Source organism: Burkholderia puraquae (genome assembly GCF_002099195.1).
GTDB classification, from domain to species: Bacteria; Pseudomonadota; Gammaproteobacteria; order Burkholderiales; family Burkholderiaceae; genus Burkholderia; species Burkholderia puraquae.
The window spans coordinates 445,595-469,176 of sequence record NZ_NBYX01000002.1 but is presented as its reverse complement, the minus strand read 5'-3'; the positions used below and the strand labels follow the sequence as shown (position 1 = coordinate 469,176).

Annotated in this window: 17 protein-coding genes and 1 pseudogene; 14 read left to right on the top strand and 4 right to left on the bottom strand. The window is 67.5% G+C overall.

Annotation, left to right across the window (positions count from 1 at the left end):
• Positions 1-177 precede the first annotated feature (177 nt).
• The 3 genes from B7G54_RS06530 to B7G54_RS06520 all read left to right on the top strand — a co-directional run bounded on the left by B7G54_RS06530 (position 178) and on the right by B7G54_RS06520 (position 4,142).
• Positions 178-3,204 carry an ATP-binding protein gene (locus B7G54_RS06530; protein WP_085038333.1) on the top strand — a complete coding sequence of 1,009 codons (3,027 nt, stop codon included), beginning with the start codon at positions 178-180 and terminating at the stop codon, positions 3,202-3,204.
• Between the two features lie 285 nt (positions 3,205-3,489).
• On the top strand, positions 3,490-3,825 hold the full coding sequence (locus B7G54_RS06525; RefSeq protein WP_085038332.1) for a SymE family type I addiction module toxin: 336 nt from the start codon (positions 3,490-3,492) through the stop codon (positions 3,823-3,825).
• Positions 3,822-4,142, top strand: coding sequence for a helix-turn-helix domain-containing protein (locus B7G54_RS06520; protein WP_085038331.1), 321 nt, complete (start codon positions 3,822-3,824; stop codon positions 4,140-4,142). Before B7G54_RS06525 ends, B7G54_RS06520 begins: the two co-directional genes overlap by 4 nt.
• Positions 4,143-4,800: 658 nt before the next feature.
• On the opposite strand, the gene B7G54_RS06515 is transcribed toward B7G54_RS06520, so the two are convergent.
• Positions 4,801-5,643: a peptidylprolyl isomerase gene (locus B7G54_RS06515; protein WP_085038330.1), complete on the bottom strand. Its 843-nt coding sequence runs from the start codon at positions 5,641-5,643 to the stop codon at positions 4,801-4,803.
• Here B7G54_RS06515 and B7G54_RS38535 point away from each other — a divergent pair.
• From B7G54_RS38535 to B7G54_RS06470, 10 genes are all read left to right on the top strand, one after another.
• Positions 5,632-5,856 (top strand): hypothetical protein, encoded by a 225-nt coding sequence (locus tag B7G54_RS38535; RefSeq protein ID WP_133059145.1) that lies wholly within the window; start codon positions 5,632-5,634, stop codon positions 5,854-5,856. The genes B7G54_RS06515 and B7G54_RS38535 overlap by 12 nt on opposite strands.
• 769 nt (positions 5,857-6,625) lie before the next feature.
• A complete protein-coding gene (locus B7G54_RS06510) occupies positions 6,626-8,224 on the top strand; it encodes a tetratricopeptide repeat-containing glycosyltransferase family protein (protein WP_085038329.1) in 1,599 nt (532 codons plus the stop codon).
• A 644-nt stretch (positions 8,225-8,868) separates the two neighbouring features.
• Positions 8,869-10,272 (top strand): undecaprenyl-phosphate glucose phosphotransferase, encoded by a 1,404-nt coding sequence (locus tag B7G54_RS06505; protein WP_106408944.1) that lies wholly within the window; start codon positions 8,869-8,871, stop codon positions 10,270-10,272.
• 127 nt (positions 10,273-10,399) lie between these two features.
• Positions 10,400-11,644 (top strand): polysaccharide biosynthesis/export family protein, encoded by a 1,245-nt coding sequence (locus B7G54_RS06500; RefSeq protein WP_085038417.1) that lies wholly within the window; start codon positions 10,400-10,402, stop codon positions 11,642-11,644.
• Positions 11,641-12,150, top strand: coding sequence for a low molecular weight protein-tyrosine-phosphatase (locus B7G54_RS06495; protein WP_085038327.1), 510 nt, complete (start codon positions 11,641-11,643; stop codon positions 12,148-12,150). The genes B7G54_RS06500 and B7G54_RS06495 overlap by 4 nt, the downstream gene beginning before the upstream one ends.
• Positions 12,147-14,420, top strand: coding sequence for a polysaccharide biosynthesis tyrosine autokinase (locus B7G54_RS06490; RefSeq protein ID WP_085038326.1), 2,274 nt, complete (start codon positions 12,147-12,149; stop codon positions 14,418-14,420). The genes B7G54_RS06495 and B7G54_RS06490 overlap by 4 nt, the downstream gene beginning before the upstream one ends.
• The gene (locus B7G54_RS06485; RefSeq protein ID WP_085038325.1) at positions 14,417-15,640 is read left to right on the top strand and encodes a glycosyltransferase family 4 protein; all 1,224 of its coding nucleotides are present in this window, start codon (positions 14,417-14,419) and stop codon (positions 15,638-15,640) included. Before B7G54_RS06490 ends, B7G54_RS06485 begins: the two co-directional genes overlap by 4 nt.
• The gene (locus B7G54_RS06480) at positions 15,637-16,803 is read left to right on the top strand and encodes a polysaccharide pyruvyl transferase family protein (RefSeq protein ID WP_085038324.1); all 1,167 of its coding nucleotides are present in this window, start codon (positions 15,637-15,639) and stop codon (positions 16,801-16,803) included. Before B7G54_RS06485 ends, B7G54_RS06480 begins: the two co-directional genes overlap by 4 nt.
• On the top strand, positions 16,800-18,092 hold the full coding sequence (locus tag B7G54_RS06475) for a lipopolysaccharide biosynthesis protein (protein ID WP_085038323.1): 1,293 nt from the start codon (positions 16,800-16,802) through the stop codon (positions 18,090-18,092). Before B7G54_RS06480 ends, B7G54_RS06475 begins: the two co-directional genes overlap by 4 nt.
• On the top strand, positions 18,082-19,134 hold the full coding sequence (locus B7G54_RS06470; protein ID WP_085038322.1) for a hypothetical protein: 1,053 nt from the start codon (positions 18,082-18,084) through the stop codon (positions 19,132-19,134). The genes B7G54_RS06475 and B7G54_RS06470 overlap by 11 nt, the downstream gene beginning before the upstream one ends.
• Here the strand turns inward: B7G54_RS06470 and B7G54_RS06465 are convergent, their stop codons facing one another.
• The gene (locus tag B7G54_RS06465; protein WP_085038321.1) at positions 19,135-20,139 is read right to left on the bottom strand and encodes a glycoside hydrolase family 5 protein; all 1,005 of its coding nucleotides are present in this window, start codon (positions 20,137-20,139) and stop codon (positions 19,135-19,137) included. It lies immediately after the preceding gene.
• Positions 20,140-20,367: 228 nt separating this feature from the next.
• On the opposite strand from B7G54_RS06465, the pseudogene B7G54_RS06460 reads away from it, so the two are divergent.
• Positions 20,368-20,559, top strand: a pseudogene (locus tag B7G54_RS06460) (sodium/glutamate symporter); the annotation flags it as partial.
• Between the two features lie 51 nt (positions 20,560-20,610).
• Here B7G54_RS06460 and B7G54_RS06455 read toward each other — a convergent pair.
• Positions 20,611-21,015 (bottom strand): peptide ABC transporter ATPase, encoded by a 405-nt coding sequence (locus tag B7G54_RS06455; RefSeq protein WP_085038320.1) that lies wholly within the window; start codon positions 21,013-21,015, stop codon positions 20,611-20,613.
• A gap of 543 nt (positions 21,016-21,558) precedes the next feature.
• The gene (gene leuA / locus B7G54_RS06450; protein WP_106408948.1) at positions 21,559-23,268 is read right to left on the bottom strand and encodes a 2-isopropylmalate synthase; all 1,710 of its coding nucleotides are present in this window, start codon (positions 23,266-23,268) and stop codon (positions 21,559-21,561) included.
• Between the last annotated feature and the right edge of the window lie 314 nt (positions 23,269-23,582).

The following is a 23,582-nucleotide window of genomic DNA, read 5'->3' as shown; positions in this document are numbered from 1 at the left end:
TACATACGGGCGACCCCACTATCCCGATAATTCGCTCGTCCCCCGAGCCGGCAGTGCAATCGCCTGCCTCACCACACGGCTTACGGATATCGCCCCACGTCCCGGCTTGCGCGCGGCCTGCGCCGCGCGAACCGTTCGCGGCTCCTGATTTGCGCATCGATTCACGGTATTCGCTCCATGCCCATCCGACATCTCTTCGCGTCCCAGGCGGATGCCAGCGCGCCGTTCGCTTCGATCGGCGGCGAGCCGCGCGACCTGGGCCTGCTGCACCGCTACCAGCGCTTCACGCTGTATGGCGGCGCCGTGCTGCTGTCGCTCGTGATGCTGTTTGCGGCGAGCATCCTGCTCACCGGCTCGGTGCGCGACTACATCTCGAAACGGCGCGAGCTGCTCACGACGCACAAGGCGCTCGTCCAGCTCGAAATCGACGCGAAGCAGGCGTCGATGCGGCGCGCGGTGATCAATGCGGAATTGCTGTGGAACGGCCATCCGCCGCACGCGCGCGCATCGTCCGACACGCTTCGGCGCGATGGACATGTCTTGCTGTCGCCGATGCGCGGCGCCACCGAAGTGTTCGTCGCGGCTACGCCCGATGCCACCGCCAACGGCGAATTCGATCGCTACGTGCAACTGATGGAACGCCAGACGATCTCGATCGCGGCCGCCGAGCGCCAGACCGGACGCCCGGTCACCGGCTATGCATACAGCCCCGACCATCGCGTGATCGCCATCACGCCGCCGCCGAACACGCCCTACCCCGACCTGCTCGCGCGCATGGGCGTGCACGACACGCACGGGCTGATCGATCGTCTCGCTTTCGACGTCGCCGACTGGCGCAATCCGGCGGTCGCACGCCACTGGCGCAGCACGCGCCACATTGCATGGCAGCCGCCCGCGGTCGATCCGCTCACGGGCAAGACGGTGTTCCGGCTCGTCGAGCCGGTGTTCGGCGGCGCCGATCACATCATGACCTTCGTCAGCGACCTCGACGTGGATGTGATCGCCGACCGGATGGATCACGCGCCGGACGACACGGTCGCGATGCTCGTCGACGAAAGCGGCCGCATCCTGCTGAGCGCGGATCGCACCAACGCGTCGACCGACGGCGCCGCGCTGATGCGTCACGCGCTCGCCAGCGGCGACTGGCGGCACGGCTTCGACCGGCTCACCGCGAACTACCGGGACGGCATCTTCACGGTCAGCGACCGGATCTCGGATACGGGCTTCGCGATCGTCTATGCATACTCGTGGCGGATGATCGCGCACGCGATCTGGCCGGCGATGCTGCGTGAGTTCGGCACGACCGCGCTGATGCTCGCCGTGCTGTGGGCGCTCGTGATCATGTTCGACCTGAAGCTGTTCGCGCCGGTGTTCCGCCGCTCGCGCCGCGTGTTCGAAAGCGAGCAGATGAGCCGCGCGATCATCGCGACCGCGCCGTTCGGCATCGGCCTGATTTCACTCGGCTCGCGCCAGGTGCTGCTGCGCAACCGGATGATGGAGCTGTACGAGAAAGAGGCCGGCACGCCGCCGCTGCATGAACGCCTGCTCGCACGCTACCGGGAGCGCCAGGACGGCGACCCCGTGCAGCTCGACGTCGAACTGCCGGTCGCGCTGAAAGACGGCCGCATGCGCGACCTGCTCGTCAACTTCGTCCGCGCGCGCTACAAGGGGCGCGACACGCTGCTGTGCAGCTTCTCCGACATCACGACGCGCGCCGACGCCGAGCGCGCGCTCGGCAGCGCGAACCGTGCGAAGTCGACCTTCCTCGCCACGATCACGCACGAGATTCGCACGCCGCTGAACGCGATGCTCGGCAACCTCGAATTGCTCGACAAGGCGCCCGACCCGAGCCGGCAGAAGCGGCGCCTGCACGCGGTCACGTCGGCCGCGCGGATGCTGCTCGACATGCTGAACAACGTGCTCGACATGACGAAGATCGAGGCCGACCGGATGACGCTCGAAGCCACCAGCTTCCGCATCGACGAACTGATGCGCGACCTCGCCGACCTGTTCGAGCCGATGGCCGCCGCGAAGGGCGTCGCGCTGCGCGTGGAGATCGATACGGCCGTCGCGCATGCGTATGTCGGCGATCCGATGCGCGTGCGGCAGATCGTCGTGAACCTGGTCAGCAATGCGATCAAGTTCACCGATCGCGGCACGGTGGCGCTGTCCGTGTCGGCGTCGGCAGTCGATGCAACGCCCGTGACGATCCGCGTCAGCGATTCCGGGATCGGGATGACGGCCGATCAGCTCGCGCACATCTTCGAGCCGTTCGCGCAGGCCGACAAGTCGATCGCCCGACGTTTCGGCGGCACCGGCATCGGGCTGGCGCTGAGCCACAAGCTCGTCGAATCGATGGGCGGCAACATTGCTGTCGACAGCGTGCCGGGCGTCGGCTCGACGTTCGTCGTCACGCTGCCGCTGCCGCTCGATCATCGCCCGGGTGCCGCGCGGGACGGCGCGGGGGCCGACGCGCAGAACGCCCGCGTGCTGTTCGTCGACGACAACCCGGTGAACCGTTCGCTGATCCACGACCAGCTCGACGTTCTAGGCTATCCGGCCGATGTCGCGTCGAGCGTTTCGGAAGCACTCGACCTGGTCGATCGGCACGACTACGCGCTCGTGATGACCGATCTCAACATGCCGGGGCTCGATGGTTATGCGTTCGCGCGCGTGCTGCGCGAACGGGGCCGCGCGCGGCCGATTCTCGCGGTGACCGCGCATGCCGAGCCGGATGAACTGCGTCTCGCGCGGGAAGCGGGGATCGACGAAATCGTCGCGAAGCCGACGTCGCTGAAGTCGCTTGAACTGGCGATCGTGAAGCACACGGGTCCGTCGCAGGCGCCGCATTCTCCACCGCCATCGCGCCGGCATGGGCCGCTGCCTCATGATCTGCACAAGGTGCTTTCCGACACCGCGTACCGGTCGAATGGCGCAATCGCACGGGCGCTCCAGGATGGTGACTTGAAGGCTGCCCGCACGGAGATCCACAGCATGCGCGGTGCGTTCGCGATGATTGGCGAGCATGAGATTTCCGGGCTTTGCGCATCGATGGAAGCGCTCGCGCTGGCAGGAGACGCCGCGGCGTTCGCGCGTGAGTTCGAGCGGTATCGGCACGACGCGAAAGAGATCCTCATTCGACGCGCGACTGGCGAGTCGCAACAGCCGGCCGACACGTTTTCTGACATATCTGCGATGAAGTGACGAAGCAGCCCGCCGGCTCGACTGCCCTGGAATCGTTGAGCATCAAGGATGCAAGACATGGGCCGAATGGCCAATGTCGATAAAACCGTACAAGACCGATATCAGATCGGCCGTCATTCTCGGTAGATTGGTTGCACGTTTTCGCGAGGAAGGTTCGGTCATTCCGACATGCAAATCGTGTAACGGAATGGCGATCGCCATCCGCTGCGCAAACGAGCGCGGCCCGCAGGTGAGAACAACACCTGCGGGCCGCTGACCACAACCAACTCAACTAAGGAGTTGACCATGGCTGGCGCGAATCATAACGCACCGACGTATTTCCACGATTGCTTTTTCCCCCTGCAATCGTCCTTTCAATCTGGCCGTCTCGTTCCGCACCTCAGGCTGACCGACATGGCGCCGCCTGTCATGTATCTGTGGGCGAAATTGTCCGGCCGGTGGATCGAGGCAGCGGGTTTCGATCCCGAGCAGCGCTTGCAGATCGAGGTATCGCACCAGCGGCTGGTGATTACCCCGATCGATGATGCGGGCAGCGATCATCGCGTAAGGCACGAACGCCCCGATGACGATCCCGCAACGGGACGGCAACTGGAATCGGTGATGGCAGGAGAAGCACAATGAACCACGACGCCCCGAATCAACACATCGACGACGTGCCGGCCGATTTCGACTTCTACGATGTCGGGGAACTGGCGGCCAAATCCGCGCTCGTGCTGAAGCTCAATGCGCTGATCGCGTCGCGCGGCCTGAGCGACGACGAGGCTGCTGCGCTGGCCGAGATGACCCGGCCGGTGGTCACACCCGAGCAGCGCGACAGGCTTCGGAACGTTTCGCTGGAACTGCTGATGGTGACGCTCGTATCGCTCGGCCAGCATGTTGAAATCGTGGTGCGGCCAGCGGGGGGATCGGGGCCGGCGGGTATCACGGTTTCGGTCTGACGGCTGGCTAAGTAGACAGAAACGCAGAGGTGCGGCGGCCGGGGCAGACCCGGCCGCCGCCGCAGCAGTTTCGGCACCACGCACCTTCAATATTTGGAGCGGGCGGGCACCGATGCTCGCCGGAAGCACGCGCCGCACGCCAATGGCATGACACCATGCCGTACTGCTTGAACGCTCCGCGCGATAAAGCATGCCGAGCGGGCGGACGCAAGCGCTGGTGTCGCTGGGCCAGTATGTGGAAATCGTGGTGCAGCCTGCAAGACGCTCGCGTTCGGCTGGTATCACTGTCGCAGCGTGACCAGGATCCCGTCCTGGAAAGGAAGTGTGTGGCACCGGAATATCCTCGGCGCTCGCATAAGGCAGCGTTAGGAGTAGCGCCATTAATGAATAGCATGACTGCGACCGGGCCCAACGGTCGCCGCCGAAGCCCCTCCGATACCACACCTGTCCAATTTAGCGTGAACGATCGTTACAACCAATCAGACCAGGCTGATTCTTCGATGCGTCATCGCGCGTCGGCAATCGCACGACGTTCGCCCCTGACGCACACGGTTCGGCCGCCCGCTGAAACGATTCCGATACAAACGAAAAACGGGCTGCCCGCCTATCCGTCGCAAAAGCGCCAGACAGCCCGAGCAGCCCTTCACACACCACCGACTTACTGCTGAATCGTCGCCTGCGCAGCAAGCTTCTCGACCAGCGCGGCCATCGCCCGCTGATCCGCCTGCGCTTCGAGCTGCTGGCGCAGCACGTTCTTCGATGCGTCGAACGTCGGCACGACGGTCTTCCGCTTCTCGTCGAGCTTCACGAACGCGAAGGCATCGCCGACCCGGATCGGTGCCGAGATAGCGCCCGGCTGAAGCGTCGTGATCGCCTGCGCGACCGGAACCGGCACGCCAGCCGTGTTCCCTTCTGCCACCGGCGTATGCAGGTCGGCCCATTCGGCAATACCGCCGTTCGGCGTCGTGTTGAACTTCTTCGCGAGCACGTCGAACGCGGTGCCCTTCTTCAGTTCCGCGACGATCTCGTTCGCCTCTGCCGGGCTGCGTACGGCGATCACTTCCGCGCGGTACTGGAACGGCGCGGCCGTACCGACGATCTGGTCGTAGCGCGCCTTGACCTGCGCATCGGTCACCGGCTGCGGGCGGGCCATTTCGTGCAGGTAGAGATCCGTCGATGCGATCGTGCGGGCACGCATCACGACCTTGTTCACTTCCGGACGGACGCCGTAGTCCGCCTTTTCGGCAGCCTGCTCGATCAGCTGCTGGATGATCAGGTTCTGCTTGACCTGCGCGCGCAGCGCCGGCGTGTCAGGCTGACCGGATGTCTTGATGGCTTCGTCGACGTCGATACGCGGAATCGGCACGTTGTTCACGACCGCCTCGACGCCCGGCGGCAATGCCGCATCGGGTTTCGGGCCGGCGGCGCGCGCAGCAGGCATGCCGCCGGCACACGCGAGTGCGATCAGGGTCGATACGATGGAAAGGTGATGCTTCTTCATGAAGTGTCCTTCATTGTGGAGTGGAAAAGCCGCGCACCGGCGGCGACAGGGAAAGCGGCGTGGCCGCTGCCGGCAACCGAGCGGGTCGGTGCCGGGATGGCCGCACGCAAGCGAATGCGCGGCGGCATGTCGGGAACGGGAACCGAACGCCCGCAGACAGTCGTGAATGCCCTGCGCTCGCATGAGGCAGCGTTCTCCCAACCTGCGACCTGAAGGGTCGATGAACGGCCGAGCCCACCGGCCGCCGCAAGGCATTCACGTGTGTCCGCGCGACACGCATCGCGCAATCGGTTCGATCGGCGCGCGCATGCGGCCGAGAAAAAGACGCTGCCCGAAACCGGGCAGCGCATTGAACGAAGACATGCTTCGGATACGAGGTATCGGGCAAATACCATGCGGCCGCCCGACCTGCGCATTGTCGAAGAACGATAGGCATCCGCACAATCGGCCTGGTCCTAATCCGCATGAACTTTTCGATCGTTCGCACGGCGAGCTCGTCCGTGTTCATGCGGATGCGCCCATCGGCATCGCGTGCAGGTTCGTCGTCACGGCATCGATCATCGCCCGTCCTCTCTATCGCGTTGAGGCCGAACGTCCCGGCCCCTGATGTCTCGCATTAAAGACGCAGACAACGCCTATCTCCATCAGACAGGTCTTACATCGCCCCCGCGATACCCATGAATCAGACCTGGCCTACACGCCCGCGTCCAACGGTCTTTCCGACGACGGGCGCGCTCCTTCCGTACGGTTACGACGCTTAAGTCAATACGTTTAGGACTTGTCCGATTCAATTGCCGACGGTACCTGCATAAAGTGGAGTTCATCACGGCACCGGGCCTTCCACTTCCAACTCAACCGGAACGACAGCCCGCGATGCCATCCGGCGCCATGCTTCGCATCGCGAAGTGTTGTCAGCCTTCCCCGAATCACGATGCAGCCGATCGCCGCCCGTCGCGCGAACGTCTTTCCGGAGAGAACTCACATGCAGATCACCGCGCACGACATGCCCACGCTTGCCGACATCCCCCGACTGCCGGTCGATCTCGCCGATGCGACGCAAACCGCATCGATCGAAGCGGAGGCCGCTCCCGGCATGCTCGACGAATCCGTCGCCGCAGCCACGCAAACGCTGATCGAGCGCGGCGATCTCGCACGCGCTGCGGAGCTCGCGCTCATGCACTGGCAACAGCATCCCGCATCGCCCGCAGCGGCGTTCAATTGTGGTTATGCACTTCAGGTGGCCGGGCGTCACGAGGAAGCGATCGTTCCGTATCGCAGGACGCTCGCGCTCGCCCCCGCGTGGCCGTCGCTGAAGAACAATCTTGCACTCGCGATCCGGCTGTCGGGTGACGATCCCGATCTGGAACACGCATTCATCGAAGGCGCGCTCGACGACGATCCGAACAACGCGCAGGCGTGGACCAACGCAGTCATCACGCGCCTCAACCGCTTCGATCTGGACGGCGCACTGCGCGCGGCCACCCGTGCCGTGACGCTTGCGCCGGATAGCCCGCTCGCGGCCAACAACGCGGCCACCGCACTCAAGGAAGCGCAACGATGGGACGAAGCCGAGCAGTACGCTCAGAGCGCGTGCGCGCTCGATCCGAACGACCTGACGCACCGCCACAACCTGTCGCTGCTACGGCTCGCGCGTGGCGACTTCGCATCGGGATGGGCTGACTACGAGGCGCGCTGGCACGGCGCGGGGGAACTGCGCGGCACGCTGCCCGAGTTTCCACGGCCGCGCTGGTCCGGCGAATCGCTTGCCGGAAAGACGCTGCTCGTATGGGGCGAACAAGGCATCGGGGACGTGCTGCAATTCAGTCGCTACGTCCCGCTGCTCGCGGAACGCGTGCATCGCGAAGGCGGGCGGCTCGTGTGGAACGTGTTTCCGCAGATGGGCGCGCTGGTTAGACGCAGCCTCGGCGAACACGCCGACGTATTCGATACCAGCACCCGTGTCAGGCATCTGCCCCACTTCGACTACGAACTGCCGCTGATGAGTATTCCATGGATGCTCGGCCTCGACACGGACGCTCTCGGCACGTCCGCGCCGTACCTCCAGGCGGACGCCGGAGCCACGGACGCATGGCGCCACGCGCTGTCCGGCGAGAAGCGGTTGAAGGTGGGCCTCGTGTGGACAGGCAGCCTCAACCATCAACGCAACCGCTTTCGCCGGGTCGGGCTCGAGCGCTACGCCGATGCGTTCGCGAGCCTGCAGAAGGACGTCGCGTTCTACTCGCTGCAACCCGGCGCGCAGCACGACGTCGAAGCCGCGAAAGCGGCCGGGTTCGACGTGATCGACATGACACGCGAATGGAAGACGTTCGACGACACCGCCGCGTTCGTCGGCGCACTCGACCTGGTGATTACCGTCTGCACGTCGGTCGCGCACCTGAGCGGCGCGCTCGGCCAGGCCACATGGGTGCTGCTCGACGCGAATCCGCATTGGGTCTGGCAGCATGACCGGCGTGACAGCCCGTTCTACCCAAGCGCGGCGCTTTACCGGCAGCAGACCTTCGCCGACTGGCGTCCGGTGCTCGACAAGGTCACCATGGATCTTCGCGAGCTCGCAACCTGAAAACCAGCGGTCGCTCGTCCAGCAACGAGACCGCCAATCCAACCGGTCGTGTTTCGTGTCGCGACGCCATTCACGACGATGGCGTGGTAGATGGCTCGACGCAGCTTCAACGGCCATCGACACGAAGCAAGCCACGCCGTTTTCGGCGCCGCCTCTCGCAGGCGGCGTCTTGTTTCCCACCCCGTTCCGCGCGCCGGCGGGAACACGCCGCATGACGTCTTCCGGACGGATCTCGATCCGGATGCAACGGCACGCTCATCGCAGACAATCGCGCACCACCGGCGGTTCAACCGGCAGCCGGCCGACACCCGCATATCGTCGGCCTCGCGCTGCATCCATGCAGCGCGCTGACGCGCGTCACACCTTTCGTCGATTTCATGATTCGCGACGAATCGGCACAAGCAGCTCCCCTCCACGGTTTCGCGCTCGCGCAGCCTGAAATTCTTCCGCTTCCACCGGTCGTTTAACCATCCTTGACCCGATCGCTCCGGAGTCCGAATCCGCCTAGGACCGATCCGAGCATGTTGTTCGGCCATTCGCATGCACGTCCGATGGCCGTGCACCGTCATCGTTCTTAGACTCGCCGTACTGCTCGAATGTGTCGGGCGAATCGCCGCCATGCCGGCAACCAGGGGTCAAGCCGAATGAATACAGCTATGCAGCGCAAGCGGGCAACGGTCAGCGCGCGTTTCGTATGCGCGATCGATACCCTTCTGATCGCCGCCATCGCGGCGATCGTGCATCAAGGTTCCCTTTTTCATCTCGCTGCGCTCCGCATCGAATGGCTGTTGATCGGCGTCAGCGCGCTGCTCGCGGCACTCGTGCTGCGGCTCGCCGGCATCGGCCTCGACGGCCGCACGCGCCCGGCGACGCGCTACGCACTGCGAACGCTCGCGCTTTGGGTCGTCATTCAAGGATTCGTATTCTTGAAAATGATGGCGCTGACGAACGTCACGATGTCGTTATTCGTGTGGTTCTTCAGCTGGACGATCTGTGTCGCGATCGCGCTCGTCGCATTCCGGCTCGCACTGAGCGTCGTATGTCGCCGCAGCCTGCACGTGCCCGGCACGCCGTCCCGCATCGCGATTGTCGGCGGCGGCGAATGGCTCGAACGCGTCGTCGAATCGCTCGGCACATCCGGCGCGGTGCGCTACCGGTTCGTCGGCGCGTATCGCACGACAGACCAGGCCGTCGCACTCGACAGCGATGCTTTCGTCGCCACCGATCTCGCGTCGTTCGCCGCGTCCGCGCGCGCCGAATGCGCGGACGAGATCTGGATTGCGCTGCCACTCGACGACGACGCCGCGATCACGCGCGTGATCGACGAGTTCCGTCACGATTTCGTCGAACTGCGGCTGATGCCCGACGTCAGCAAGCACGCGCTGTTCGGCAGCCACGTCGAGGACATCCTCGGTGAGCCGGCGATCTCGCTGGCCGCGCCGCCGCTGTCGCGTGGCGCGCTGTTCGCGAAGGCGATCTTCGACCGCCTGTTCGCCGCCGTCGTCCTGATCGCGCTGACACCGCTGCTGCTCGTCATCGCCGTGGCCATCAAGCTGACGTCGCCCGGCCCCGTGCTGTTCACGCAGCAGCGGCGCGGCGCGGACGGCCAGACGTTCGACATCTACAAGTTCCGCACGATGCGCGTGCATGTCGAACAAGCGGGCAGGGTCGCGCAGGCCACCCGCAACGACCCGCGCGTGACGAAGGTCGGCGCCTTCCTGCGCCGCACGAGCCTCGATGAGCTGCCGCAGTTCGTCAACGTGCTGTTCGGCGACATGTCGGTGGTCGGCCCGCGCCCGCACGCGGTGGAACACGACGCACAGTACCGCACGCTCGTCGACGGCTACATCCACCGCTACCGGATCAAGCCCGGCATCACCGGCTGGGCGCAGGTCAACGGCCTGCGCGGCGCGACCGAGCAGCTCGAAAGCATGCAGTCGCGCGTCGAGTACGACCTGTACTACCTGCGCAACTGGTCGTTCGCGCTCGATCTTCGAATCATCGGCGCAACGGTGCTGAAAGGGATCGTGCATCCCAACGCGTACTGAACGGCAATGCCGTTCGCCGTGGCGGCTCGATGCCGCCGCTCCCCGATTGAACAAGGTGCCGGCCCGTCCCGAGGCGCCCGCCGCGCGCCGTCGCCTCGCGATGCAACGGCACGACTGGAAGGAACCCATGAACACTTCGATCGCATCGGCGGCCCCGCGCCGCCGCCGCGGCGCGCTCGCGCTCGTTCTGACTGCCTGCGTCTGGCTGTCCGGATGCGCGCTGGCGCCAGGCATGAACATGAACGCGTCGTATCTCGACTGGCGCTCTGACGAACCCGCCGGTACGCCCGCGGCCGGTACCCGTGCGGACGTCACGCCCGCTGCGACGCAGATCGCCGCCGACGGCCGCACGGCCGACACCTCGCGCGCGCCGCCTGCCGTCGTCGCGATGCCGCCGATCGTCGCCATCGATCCGGCGCTGATCGCACGCCAGCGTGCGGCGCGCGACGACGCCGCCGCCGCGCTGGAGCAGCCCGCCGCGCCGCACGCACCGTCCTACCGTATCGGCCCCGGCGACGTGCTGCAGATCACCGTCTGGGACCATCCCGAACTTGCCGCCGCGCAAGGCGGCGTGCCGCAGGCGCCGGCGCGCGCGGCAGATCCCGTCGCGGGCTTCGTCGTCGACGATCGCGGCAATCTGACGTTCCCGTACGCGGGCACGCTGAAGGTGGCAGGGCTGACGGCTGCCGACGCGCAGGCACGTGTGAAGCGCGTGCTCGGCACGATCTATCGCGACCCGCAGGTCACGCTGCGTGTCGCGTCGTTCCGCTCGCAGCAGGTGTACATCGACGGCGAAGTCCACACGCCGGGCGCGCTGCCGGTCAACGACGTGACGATGACGCTCGCCGACGCGATCGCACGCGCCGGCGGTTTCACGCCGGCAGCCGACCAGAGCGACGTGACGATCGTGCGCGACGGCACGCCCGTGCGCATCGACCTCGCACGCCTCATCGAGCAGCACCGCGACCCGTCGCGCATCGTGCTCCGCGGCGGCGACCTGCTGCGCATCGGCGCACGCGACGACAACGGCGTCTACGTGATGGGCGAGGTGAATCGCCCGATACTCGCGCTGCCGAAACGCAACGGCCGCCTCACGCTCAGCGACGCGCTGCTGCAGGCCGGCAGCATCAACTCGAATACGGCCGACGCCGCGCAGATGTTCGTGATCCGCGGTGCGGACGGCCGCGCGCCGACCGTGTTCCATCTCGACGCACGTTCGCCCGTCGCGATGGTGCTCGCGAACCGGTTCGAACTGGAGCCGAAGGACATCGTCTACGTCGACGGCAACGGGCTCGTTCGCTTCAGCCGCGTGCTGAGCCTGCTGTTGCCGAGCGTGAATACGGGCGTCGCCGCCGGGATCGCCGCGAAATGACCCCGACCCCGCTCCCGTGCCTGCTCGTCGTGTGCGAAGGCAACGTCTGCCGCAGCCCGCTCGCCGCGGCGCTGCTCGCGGCGAAGCTGCCACGCGCGCAGGTCGGCTCGGCCGGCCTCGCGCCGCCGCCGGGCCGCCCGGCCGACCCGCTGGCCCGCGACATGGCCCGCGCGCGCGGCCTGGACCTCGCCGCCCACACGGCCCGCCCCGTGACAACCGCGATGAGCGCGCAGGCCGACCTGATCTTCGTGATGGATCACGCGCAGCGTCGCGTGCTCGAAGCGCGCCATCCGTTCCTGCGCGGCCGCGTGTTTCGCCTCGGCGAATTCACGCGCGTCGCCGACGGCATGCCGCCCGGCATCGACATCTTCGATCCGTATCGCGGCACGCGCGACGACTTCGTGCGCTGCGCGGCGCTGATCGATCTCGCGGTCGGCAGCTGGCTGCCGCGCCTCGCCGCGCGCTGGCCGCAGGCCACCGCCTCTTTCCACGACTCACAGCCATGACGACTTCCGCCCCTCCCGAACGCGAGATCGACCTGATCCGCGTGCTCGACGTGCTGCGCCACGCGCGCTGGACCGTCACCGCGATCGCCGCGGCCACCATCGCGGCCGGCGCGCTGTATGCGTTCGTCGCGCCACCGACCTACCAGGCCGACCTGATGATCCAGACCGACGACTCGGCCGACGCCGCATCGAAGAACCTGCTCGGCGACGCCGCGTCGTTCTTCAACGTCGCATCGCCCGCGTCGGCGGAAGCGCAGATCCTGTCGTCGCGGCTCGTCGTCACGCGTGCGGTGGAAGACCTGCGCAGCTACATCGTCGCGAAGCCATCGCGCGTACCGATGCTCGGCGCGTTCGTCGCGCGCTTCAACGACGGCGTCCTGCAGCCCGGCCTGCTCGGCTTCGGCGGCTACGCGTGGGGGCAGGAACGGATCGACGTCACCCGCTTCGACGTGCCGGCGCGCGCCGAGGGCGACACGTTCCACGTCGTGCGCATCGACGCGACCCGCTACCGCCTGACCGGCGCCGACATGACGGCCGACGCGATCGGCACCGTCGGCATGGCGGAAACCTTCGCGACCCGCCATGGCCCGTTGCAGATCGAGATCGCCGGCTTCGACGCGTTGCCCGGCACGCGCTTCCGGCTGGTCCGGCAATCGCGGGCCGAGACGATCGACACGCTGCGCACCGCGCTCGACGTGCAGGAAAAGGTCAAGCAGTCGGGCGTGCTCGTCGCGTCGCTGCGTGGCGACGATCCGGCCGACCTCAGCGCGACGCTCAATGCCATCGCAAGCCGCTACGTCGAGCAGAACATCGCGCGACGGTCCGCGGAGGCCGAACAGTCGCTGACGTTCCTGAACGGGCAGTTGCCGATCGTGAAGCAGCAGCTTGAACGCGCCGAGACGCGCTACGCGGACCTGCGCAGCCGCACGGGCTCGGTCGATCTCGTCGAGGCAGGCAAGGTCGCGCTCCAGCAAGGCGCCGATCTGCAGACACGCGCGCTCGAACTGCAGCAGAAACGCGACGCGCTGTCGCGCCGCTTCCTGCCGACCCACCCCGACATGGCCGCGCTCGACGCGCAGCTCGCGACGCTGAAGCGTCAGCAGGGCGCGCTCGATTCCCGCATCGCGCGACTGCCCGCGCAGCAGAGCGAGGAAGTGCGCGCGCAGCTCGACGTGAAGGTCAACACCGACCTGTACACCGCCCTGCTGAACAACATCCAGCAGCTCGAACTCGTGCAGGCGGGCAGGACGGCCAGCGTGCACGTGGTGGACGCGGCCGTCGCGCCCGCCGACCCGGTGCGGCCGAACCGGCCGGTCGTGATCGCGGCGGCCGCGCTGGCCGGTCTCGCGCTCGGCCTGCTTGCCGCGTTCGCGCGGGAATTCCTGTACGGCGGGCTGAGTGCCGTCGACGAGATCGAACGTCACGCGTCGCTGCCGGTGCGCGCGGTGCTGCCCGCCGCCGCACGCCAGCGCAGGCTGATGCGCGCGGTCGATGGCCGCGCCGCCGGCCTGCACGTGCTCGCGTACGACGATCCGTACGAACCGGCGATCGAAGGGCTGCGCAGCCTGCAGACCGCGCTGCATTTCTCGCTCGCGGAAGTCGCGCATCCGCTCGTGCTGGTGACCGGGCCGGCGCCGGGCACCGGCAAGTCGTTTGTGTCGGTCAACCTCGCCGCGGTGCACGCGGCGAGCGGCCGGCGCGTGCTGCTGATCGACGGCGACCTGCGCAAGGGCTACCTGCACCAGTATTTCGGCCTCGAACGCGGGCCCGGCTTCGCCGAGCTGCTCGACGGCCGCTCGGGCACCGATGCGGCCGTGCCTCGCGGCGTCGCGCCGAACCTCGATTTCCTGCCGACCGGCGAATTGCCGGCCGGGCCAACCGCGCTGCTGCAACACGCACGCGCCGGTGAACTGCTCGCGCGGCTGCGCGAACGCTACGACATCGTGATCGTCGATTCCGCGCCGCTACTCGCGGCCACCGACGCGACCTGGCTCGACACGCATGCCGACGCGACGCTGCTCGTCGCGCGCGCCGGTTCGACCCGGGCCGGCGAGCTGGTCGAGGCCGCGAAACGGCTGCCGCACCGGACCGACGCGACGCTCGGCGTGGTGCTGAACGGCCTCGATCCGCGTTCGGGCGCATCGGCGTTCGGTTCGAAATTCGGCGGCTATCGCTACGAAGCGTATCGCTACACGTGCGACACGCAACGGTGCACGCACGTCACCCGCTTGCGTTCCGCGCTCCGGCGCCTGTTGAAGAGGCCCGCATGAACGACATCGCATTCGTCCCGTCGCAAGCCGACCGCGCGACGCGCTCCCCCGCCTGCGCCCGATCGCTGCCTCCTGCGCACACCGCCGCGCCGCTGCGCATCGCGCTCGTCGTCGAAGCGGCCGGCGGCGGCGTCGCCGTGCACCTCACCGACCTGATCGCGGGGCTGCGCGCACGCTCGAACGTCGAGATCCACCTGATCGCGCCGCTCGGCGCACGCTTCGACGACGCGATGCTGGCCGGCGCGGCCGCGCAGTGCAACACATTCCACCGGCTGCCGCTGCGGCGCGACGTCGGCGCACACGATCTGCGCGGCGTGCTCGCATTGCGCCGGTTGCTGCGCCGGATTCGCCCCGACATCGTGCACAGCCACAGTTCGAAGGCCGGCGCGCTCGCGCGGCTGTGCCGCGGGCCGTGGAAGCAGATCTATACGCCCCATGCTGTCTATACGCTGAATCCGACGCTGTCGCCCGCGAAACGCGCGTTCTACGGCCGTGTCGAGCGTGTGCTCGGCAACGCGTGTTCCGACGCGGTCATCGCCGTGTCGCAGGACGAAGCCGATCACCTGCACGCACTCGGCATCGCGCGCGACCGCATCCGTCTCGTCGAAAACGGCGTGACGCCGCCGCGCCTGCTCGCGGGTCAGGCCGCGCGCATTGCGCTCGGGCTCGCCGACAACACGTTCGTCGTCGGCTTCGTCGGCCGCTTCGATCACCAGAAGGGCGTCGATCGCCTCGTGCGTATCGCGCGCCTGCTGGACGAGCGCTACGGCAAACGCCTGCAGGTCGTCGCGATCGGTTCCGGCGACTTCGATCGCGCGGCAGGCGATGAAGCACGCGACCTGCCCGCGAACCTGCGGATCGCGGGCCGCGTCGACGAAGCACGCCGCTACTTCTCCGCGTTCGACCTGCTCGCGCTGCCGAGTCGCTACGAAGGTTTTCCGTACGTGTGCCTCGAAGCCGTCGCCGCGCGCGTGCCGATGGTCGCGATGCAGGTGTCGGGCGCGACCGAACTGATCGCCGAGCATCACGTCGGCCTGAGCGTGCCGAACAGCGACGATCCGGCCGCGTTTGCCGCGATGGTCGGCCGGCTCGTCGACCATCCGGCCGCATACCGGCTGATGCGTGACCAGTGCACGCGCGCCTATGCGCATTTCTCGGCGGATGCGATGGTCGATCGCACGCTCGCCGTCTATCACGATCTTCTCCAGGAAAAAGCATGACCCACCGCCCCGTTCACGTCGCGCTGCTGCACGCCTACAGCGCGCGCAACTCCGGCGACGGCCTGCTCGTCGAGCTGTCGGTCGCGCTGCTGCGCGACGCGTTCGGCCCCGATACGCGGGTGTCGGTGGTCGCCGCCGATCCTGCTTCGTTCCCCGCGCATCCCGACGTGCGGCCTGCCCCCGTACTCGCCGCCGCCGGCGCCGGACGGCTGATCGGCGCACTCGCCACGGCGCTGCCCGTCGGTACGAATCCGGCGCTCGCGGACCTGCGCGGCCTGCTGCGCGACGTCGACCTGATCGTCGGCGTCGGCGGCGGCTACCTGCGTGCGCGCAATGCCGTCGAAGCACTCAAGCTCGAAGCCGGGCACCTCGTCCAGATGCGCGCAGCCCGTGCGGCGCGCAAGCCGGCCGTCTATCTGCCGCAAAGCATCGGCCCGGCCGCCGGCAATGCGCTGCTCGCCCGTCACCTGACGTCGCTGCTAGCGGGCTTCGATGCGGTGTTCGTGCGCGACGATCGTTCCGCCGGCTTCCTCGCCGCCAACGCCAACACGCAGCGCGCCCCGGATCTCGCGGTGCTCGAGTTCGGGCGCCAGGCATCGGGCTTGCGGGATCGCGCGGGCTCGGCCGCGTCGACACCCGCGCACGTCGCGCTCGTGCTGCGCCGCCCACCCGCATGGAGCGATGCGCAATGCGCGCGCTATCAGGCGCAGACCGACACGATGATCGAGCGCCTGAACGCGTTCTGCCGCGTCACGTTCGCGGTGCAAAGCACCGGGCGCGGCAACGACGACGCCGCGTACTACCGCGAACGCGGCTTCGACGATGCACGTTCGCTGAAGGACGTGCTCGCCGCCGATACGCCCGACGCGGTCGTGTCCGTGCGCCTGCATGGCGCACTCGAAGCGATCCTGCACGGCGTGCCCGCGTATCACCTGAGTTACGAACGCAAGGGGTTCGGCGCCTACGCCGATCTCGGCGTCGGCAGCTGGGTCGCAAACGCGGCCGACTTCGATGCGCATGCCGTGTGCGACACGCTGTTCGCACCCCACGCGCTGAGCCGCTTCTGGATGCAGGCCGAAACCAGGCTCGCGCGCCTCGAACGCGAGCGCGGGAAAATCGTCGATGCGCTCCGGGCCGCAGTCGACGGCGGAGTCACGCGATGAACGCCGCGTTGTCCCGCCTGATGTTGCGCGTCGGTGCGCTCGGCCTGAAGTTCGTGTTGACGATCGTCGTCGCGCGCACGCTCGGCTTCGACGCGGTGGCCGTGTATGGCTTCGCACTCGCGGTGTCGGTCGTCGCGTCGAAAGTGCTCGGGCTCGGCTTCAGCACGGAAATCAACCGGCGGCTGGCCGGCCCCGACCCGCGCGACGCGATCCGCACCTGCGTGCGGCTGTCCGTGCTGTATGCAGGCGTCTATCTGCTGCTGTGCGGTGCGGCCGCGCTGCCGGGCAGCGGGCGCTTCGGCCTGCCGCAGGCCGGCCTGCTCGCCGGCACGCCGCTCGTGCTGGTCGCGCTCGTGGCCTGTGCGGAGCACGCGGCGCTCGAAGTCAACACGTGGCTGTTCTCGCTGCATCGTGCCCGCGCCGCATCGTGGCTGCTGTTCGTCCGAACGGGTGCATGGGCCGGCGTCGCCATCGCCGCGCTCACGGCTCGCGCGATCGATTCGATCAACGGGCTGTTCGCGATCTGGCTCGCGGCGGATGTCTGCGTCGTCGCGCTCGGCTGGATCCTGATCGCGCGCGCGGCACGCCAGTTGCCGGCGATGCCCGCGCTGTCAGCAACACGCGTGCGTCTCGCGACGGTCTGGCGCGACGGTGCGCCGTTCTTCGTCGCGTTGCTGTTGCTGTCGGTGCTGCAATATCTGGAGCGCTTCGTCGCGTCCGCGCTGCTCGACGCGAACGAACTCGGTCGATATGTGTTCGTCTGGTCGATCGCGAATGCGATCCAGACGATCGCGTCCGCGACCGTCGCGGCGGTGGCCGCCCCGCGCTTCGTCCGCGTGCTCGTCTGCCCGTCCGACATTGCGTCGGCCTTCCGCGCGGAACTCGCGCACGCCCTGCGCGCGTCGCTCGCGCTGACCGGCGCTGCCGCGCTTGCGATCGCCGCGCTGCATCCGTGGATCTTCGGGCTCGCGCATGTGGGCGGCGAGGGGCCGTCGGTCGCCATCCTCATGATCCTGCTGCTGTCGTTCGTACTGCGCGCCGCCACCGACGTGCTGTGGGCAGCAGCCGTCGCGTTGCGCGCGGGGTGCGTGGTCGCCGGCGTCCTGGTCGCGCTGACGATCGCGTGCGTGCCGATGTCGATCGTGCTCGTGCACGACCAGCGCGCGCTCGGCGCGGCGGTCGCCCATCTCGTCGCGAGCATCGCGGTACTGGCGTGGCTCGCCTGGATCGTCACGTCGCGGCTGCCTGCCGTGCGCGGCCGGCAAATCGGAGCCGGTCGTGCTGCGTAACGTGATGGGCCGTGGCCCGCTGCTGAGCCGCGGCCTGCGCGATGCAGTCGCCGCGCTCGTCGCGCTGCTGTATGTCTGCGTGTATGCCAATGCGCGTGCGCTATTGCCGGAATTCATCTTCCGCGACGCGGACAAGATCCAGACGCAGATCGGCGGCGGCTCGACCTACGACGGCTCGTCGTTCGATGCAGTCGGCAAGCTCTATCAAGCGCTCGGTGGCGCCGGCACCGCCGTGTTCGTCGTCGCACTCGGCATCGCCACGATCGCGATCGCGTTGCGAAACGCACGGCGGCTCGGCGAACTGGTCGCCTATCTCGCGCTGATCGCGCCGTGCCTGTTCTTCAACCTGTTCGTTGCGAGCAAGGACACGCTCGTCGTCGCGATGTCGATCGCGGTGCTCGCTGCCGTGCGCCTGCGCGGCACGATCCGGCCGATGCTGATCGCCGGGGCGCTCTATCTCGGCTACGCGGCGACGATCCGCAGCTACTTCGCGCTGATCCTCGCGATCGCGCTGGCGGCCTGGGCGTTTCGCCGGGCATCCGCGCTCCCGCGCATCGCCGGTGCGCTGCTGGCCGTCGCCGTGCTGATTGCGTTGCCGAACCCCGTTTACATGCTGCTTCAACAGCCGCGCGACCTCGCCGTCGACTACCTCGTCTATGCGTCGCCGTTCGGCGCGCGCACGAGCTTCTACAACCCATTCCCGCCCGATTCGTTCGTTCATTTCATCGGCAACTACGCGTACTCGCTCGTCCGCCTCAACCTGCCGGTGCTGTTCTCGTTCGATCCGAAAGGCGTCGCGATGCAGGCACTGATCGCGCTGTTTCTCGGCGCCGCGTGGCGACGTGTGCCCGTGCCGCCGGCGCACGAGCCGGCAATCGGCGTCGCCCGCCACCGCGAGCTGCTTGCGTGTCTGCTGCTGGGCCATGTCGCGGTGTCGATGCTGTTCGAGCCCGATCTCGGCAGCTACCTGCGGCACCTGTCGAGCATCGCGCCGTTCGCGATCGTGCTGTGGTCGGTCGGCGTGCGACGCCGGCCGGCATGATTACCGCGCAGGCGGCGTCGCGCCCAGCGATTCCCGCACGGCATCGAGCGCGGGCTTCGGCGACCGATCCGCATGCACGAGCCCGTAGCTGCGCTGCGCGGCATCGCTCGCGTTTGCGGTGTCGGCCCATTCGTAGACCGAAATCAGCGGCGTATTGAGTTCGCCGCGTGCGTCGAGCAGCGTGCGCAAGCGTTGCGCCTGGCGCCGCTCTCCATCGGCGTTCACCGAGGCTGCGCCGTCTTCGGTGATGATCGCGGGTACACCGTAGCGCACGTCGATATCGTGCGCGGCCGCGCGGATCTGCGTGGGCGTCATCCCGTATGCGTGGTACGACACGGCGGCGAGGCAGCCCGACACTGGCGCGTGCATGCCTGCCAGCAAGCGATCGGGCACGCTGCCGGGCGACGGCGGCCGCGCGAACCCGAAGCCGACGATCGGCGTTGCGGGTCGATGTTCGGCGAGCCGTCGGCATAGCCCGTCCGCGAATGGCGGGAAGGTGTGCGTCACGTCGCCCGTGGGCCAGTAACGGCTCAGGTCGGGTTCGTTCCACACTTCGACGGCCACGAGTTCGCGATCATATTGCGTGGCAAGCCGCACGACCGTGTCGGCAAGCCGTGCGCCGGCAGCCGCGAGCATCGCCGTCCGGTCATTGCCGGCGCCTTTCGCCCCCGCTTGCTCGAATGGCGCAAGCGCGCGGACGGTGAGCAACACCGGCAGATGTGCCGACCGGGCCGCCGTGAACGCGTTGTCGACCTGGCGACGGTAGTCGTCGCGGTCCAGGCGATCGGTCCACACGCCGAAGCGCACGAGATCGAATCCCGCCTGGCGGATCCGTCGTGCATCGTCCGCCGTGAATGACTGGATTTTTACCTGCACGCCGATGCGTGGCTTCTGTTGCGAAGCGCTGGGCCAGCGCGTCTGATCAGCGGTGGCCGACAGGGATGCAGATGCCGCGCAAGCGAGCGCGGTGGCGATGAGCAGCGAGGGAATCCGGAGCGAGGGCATCGGCGATTCGACGGTAGGGGTGGGCGAATGGCGGGGGCCGGCCGACGTGCGCCGCTTCGCCACGGAAAGGCGGCAGGCTGGCCGGGTGCTGACGCGTGAGTCGCCGGCCGGTTTCGGCCGTTCATTGTCGCAGAGCGCCACCCGCGTCACCATCAGACCGGTCCGAGCACGTCATCGGCCTTCCGGCTGGCCTGCGCCAATGTCGAGTGTCCCGCGCCGATTCGCCGCGACTACCGTGCCGCCATGCCCACCTCCGGCCACTGCGGCTTCGGCCTCGATGCGACGCCCACTGCGATTGCGAACATGCAGGCCGCCACCGCGCGGCGCGGCCCGTCGTGCATGGCATTCCTGATCGTGCCGATGGTCAGCACGTTCTTCATCGACATCGCGAACGCGCTCGCGATCAAGCGGTTTCTTTCTTGCGATGCCGAACTGCGGTCGATACACGATGCGTGCCGCGTAACGTATCGCTCAGGGCCGCGACAGCACCAGCACGCGCCCACCCACCCGATGCAGCTTGAGCCAACCCATGTCGGCGGTAAAACGCAGCTGCTGCAAGTTGAAATCGAACGGGGCCCGCTCGGCCGCCTTGATCACCGCATCGGCGATCCAGCGAATCAGCTCCTTGCCCTCTTCAGTGGTTTGATGGCCGTTCTGGCCGCCGCAGAAATGGCGATTCCCGGCGTTGACCTGCATCTGCAACTGCATCCAGTGGCCCGGCAGGCCCGGCAAGGTCCGGAACAGGTCGGCCACGCGCTGCGTCGTCAGGCTGCGCGCCCACAGTGCGCTGTCACCATCCGGCCGCTCGAGGTTGTGGCGATCCGCGGCCTTGGCCTGGCCCTTGATGTCGCCTTTCAGGGTATCGGGTTTCGTCATGACGTTTTCCTCGCGATGGGCCCGGCAACGGGCCGATTGAATGGACAAGGACTACGGAGAACGGGCGGGCAGAAGCACGGGGCTCGTCACCCCCAACGCTCGTGGCTGCCACGAATGACATGCCGGCGACACGCGCCGGCATAACTAAGGGTCCGCACGATATCGTGCGGCGGGCGGATGCCCCGCCCGATCCGAAGGAACGATACGCCCATTGCCAGAATTCGTCGCCTGTCGGGTATGTCAGGCTCACAATCTGGAACCTGCCCTATTCAGACATCTCCGTCCGCCGTCGTAGAGGCGCGTCATCCGGGCTTCGCGTGACAAAGAAGTGCAGCACTTCCCCACAAACTCCGGTGCGGCAAGGCCGTGATGGATTGAGGCCATCCACTTGCGTTGAATCCCCAATCGCGCCTTTGTGCAAACTCGCCCGCCGCGATCAGACGCCACCTTGAGACAAGGCGGGTCGCGTAGCAGCGCTGGCGACGACATCGACGCCGGAGACTCAGCCGCGCCGGCCCCCCGGCGCGGCCCCCAGCCCCCCGCTTACGCGACGGCCTTCACCGCAGGCTGCACGCCAAAAAACGTCGCCTGCATCGCTTCGTCCGCGCGCGCATACGCGCGGTTGATGCCGCTGATTACCGCGCGGATCGACGCGGTCGTCAGGTTCGCGTCGATGCCGACGCCGAACGCGCTGCCGCGCACGCCCGCGCCGGACAGTTCCGCGATCGCGATCGCCTTCGCATCGGCACCTTGCGACAACGCGCGCTCCTCGTAGTGCTGGATCCGCAGCGGCGTGCGCAGCGCATGCATCAGCGCGTCGAGCGGGCCGTTGCCTTCCCCGCGCAGCACGCGGCGCTCGCCGTGCACGTCGGCGGTCAGCACGATCGTCTCGCGGCCGTCGCGCTCGGTCAGCTCATGGCCGACATAACGCAGCGGCGCATCGCCTTCGACGTATTCCTGCTGGAACAGCGACCAGATCTGCGCGCTCGTCACTTCGAGCCCGCTGTCGTCGGTCATGCGCTGCACGGCCGCGCTGAAGTCGACCTGCAGGCGGCGCGGCAGCGCGACCCCATAGCTCTGCTCGAGCAGGTACGCGATACCGCCCTTGCCCGACTGGCTGTTCACGCGAATGATCGAGTCGTAGGTGCGGCCGACGTCGCTCGGATCGATCGGCAGGTACGGCATTTCCCACACGGCATCGGGGCGCTGCACCGCGAAGCCTTTCTTGATCGCGTCCTGGTGCGAGCCGGAGAACGCGGTGAATACCAGGTCGCCGACATACGGATGGCGCGGATGGATCGGCAGCTGCGTGCATTCCTCGGCCGTGCGTGCGACTTCGTTGATCTGCGAAAAATCGAGGCCCGGATCGACGCCCTGCGAGTAGAGGTTCAGCGCGAGCGTGACGAGATCGACGTTACCGGTGCGCTCGCCGTTGCCGAACAGGCAGCCCTCGATCCGGTCCGCGCCGGCCATCACCGCAAGCTCGGCCGCCGCGACCGCGGTGCCGCGGTCGTTGTGCGGATGCACGGACACGATCAGCGCATCGCGGCGCGCGAGGTTGCGGTGCATCCATTCGATCTGGTCCGCGTAGAAGTTCGGCGTGCCGACTTCGACGGTGGCCGGCAGGTTCACGATCGCCTTGTGCTCCGGCGTCGGCTGCCAGACGTCGAACACGGCGTCGCAGACTTCCTTCGCGAAATCGAGCTCGGTCGCAGTGAAGGTTTCCGGGCTGTATTGCAGCGTGAAATGCGTGTCGGTCGCGGCGTCGGCGAAGCGCTTGATCGTGCGCGCAGCGTTCACCGCGAGTTCCTTCACGCCGTCGCGGTCGAGGCCGAACACGATCTTGCGGAATTCCGGCGCGGTCGCGTTGTACAGGTGCACGATCGCGCGCTTCGCGCCGCGCAGCGAATCGAAGGTGCGCTCGATCAGGTCGTCGCGCGCCTGCGTGAGCACCTCGATCGTCACGTCGTCGGGAATGTGGCCGCCTTCGATCAGCTCGCGCACGAAGTTGAAATCGGTCTCGGACGCCGACGGGAACGCGACCTCGATCTCCTTGAAGCCGATCGCGACCAGCATCTTGAACATCCGCATCTTGCGCGCCGCATCCATCGGCTCGAACAGCGACTGGTTGCCGTCGCGCAGGTCGGTGCTCATCCAGATCGGGGCTTGCGTGATCGTGCGCGTCGGCCACATGCGGTTCGGCAGGTTGACGGGCGTGAACGGTCGGTACTTCGTCGCGGGGTTCTTCAGCATCATGATGTTCGGTCCTCGGTCGGTTTGTCGGGAAACCGCGGCGCGGTGGCCATCCGTCGTGGTGGCAGGCTGCGCGCGCAGCGGTGAAAACGGTAGAAAGCGGTAAGAAACGGCACAACGGCAAAGCGGTACGGCGAACGACAGCCTTGGCGGTTGAGTGACCGGGACGGAGCGGAACGATTCGGAAAAAGGACGAACTCAGGCGCCGGTCGACAACCGGGGCCAGGTCGGTGATGCGGGGGAAATCTGGCGCTTCAGGACAGAAGCAGACGGAAAGCGCGCAGCCGCAGACCCAGCCCGGAGAAACGGGCTAG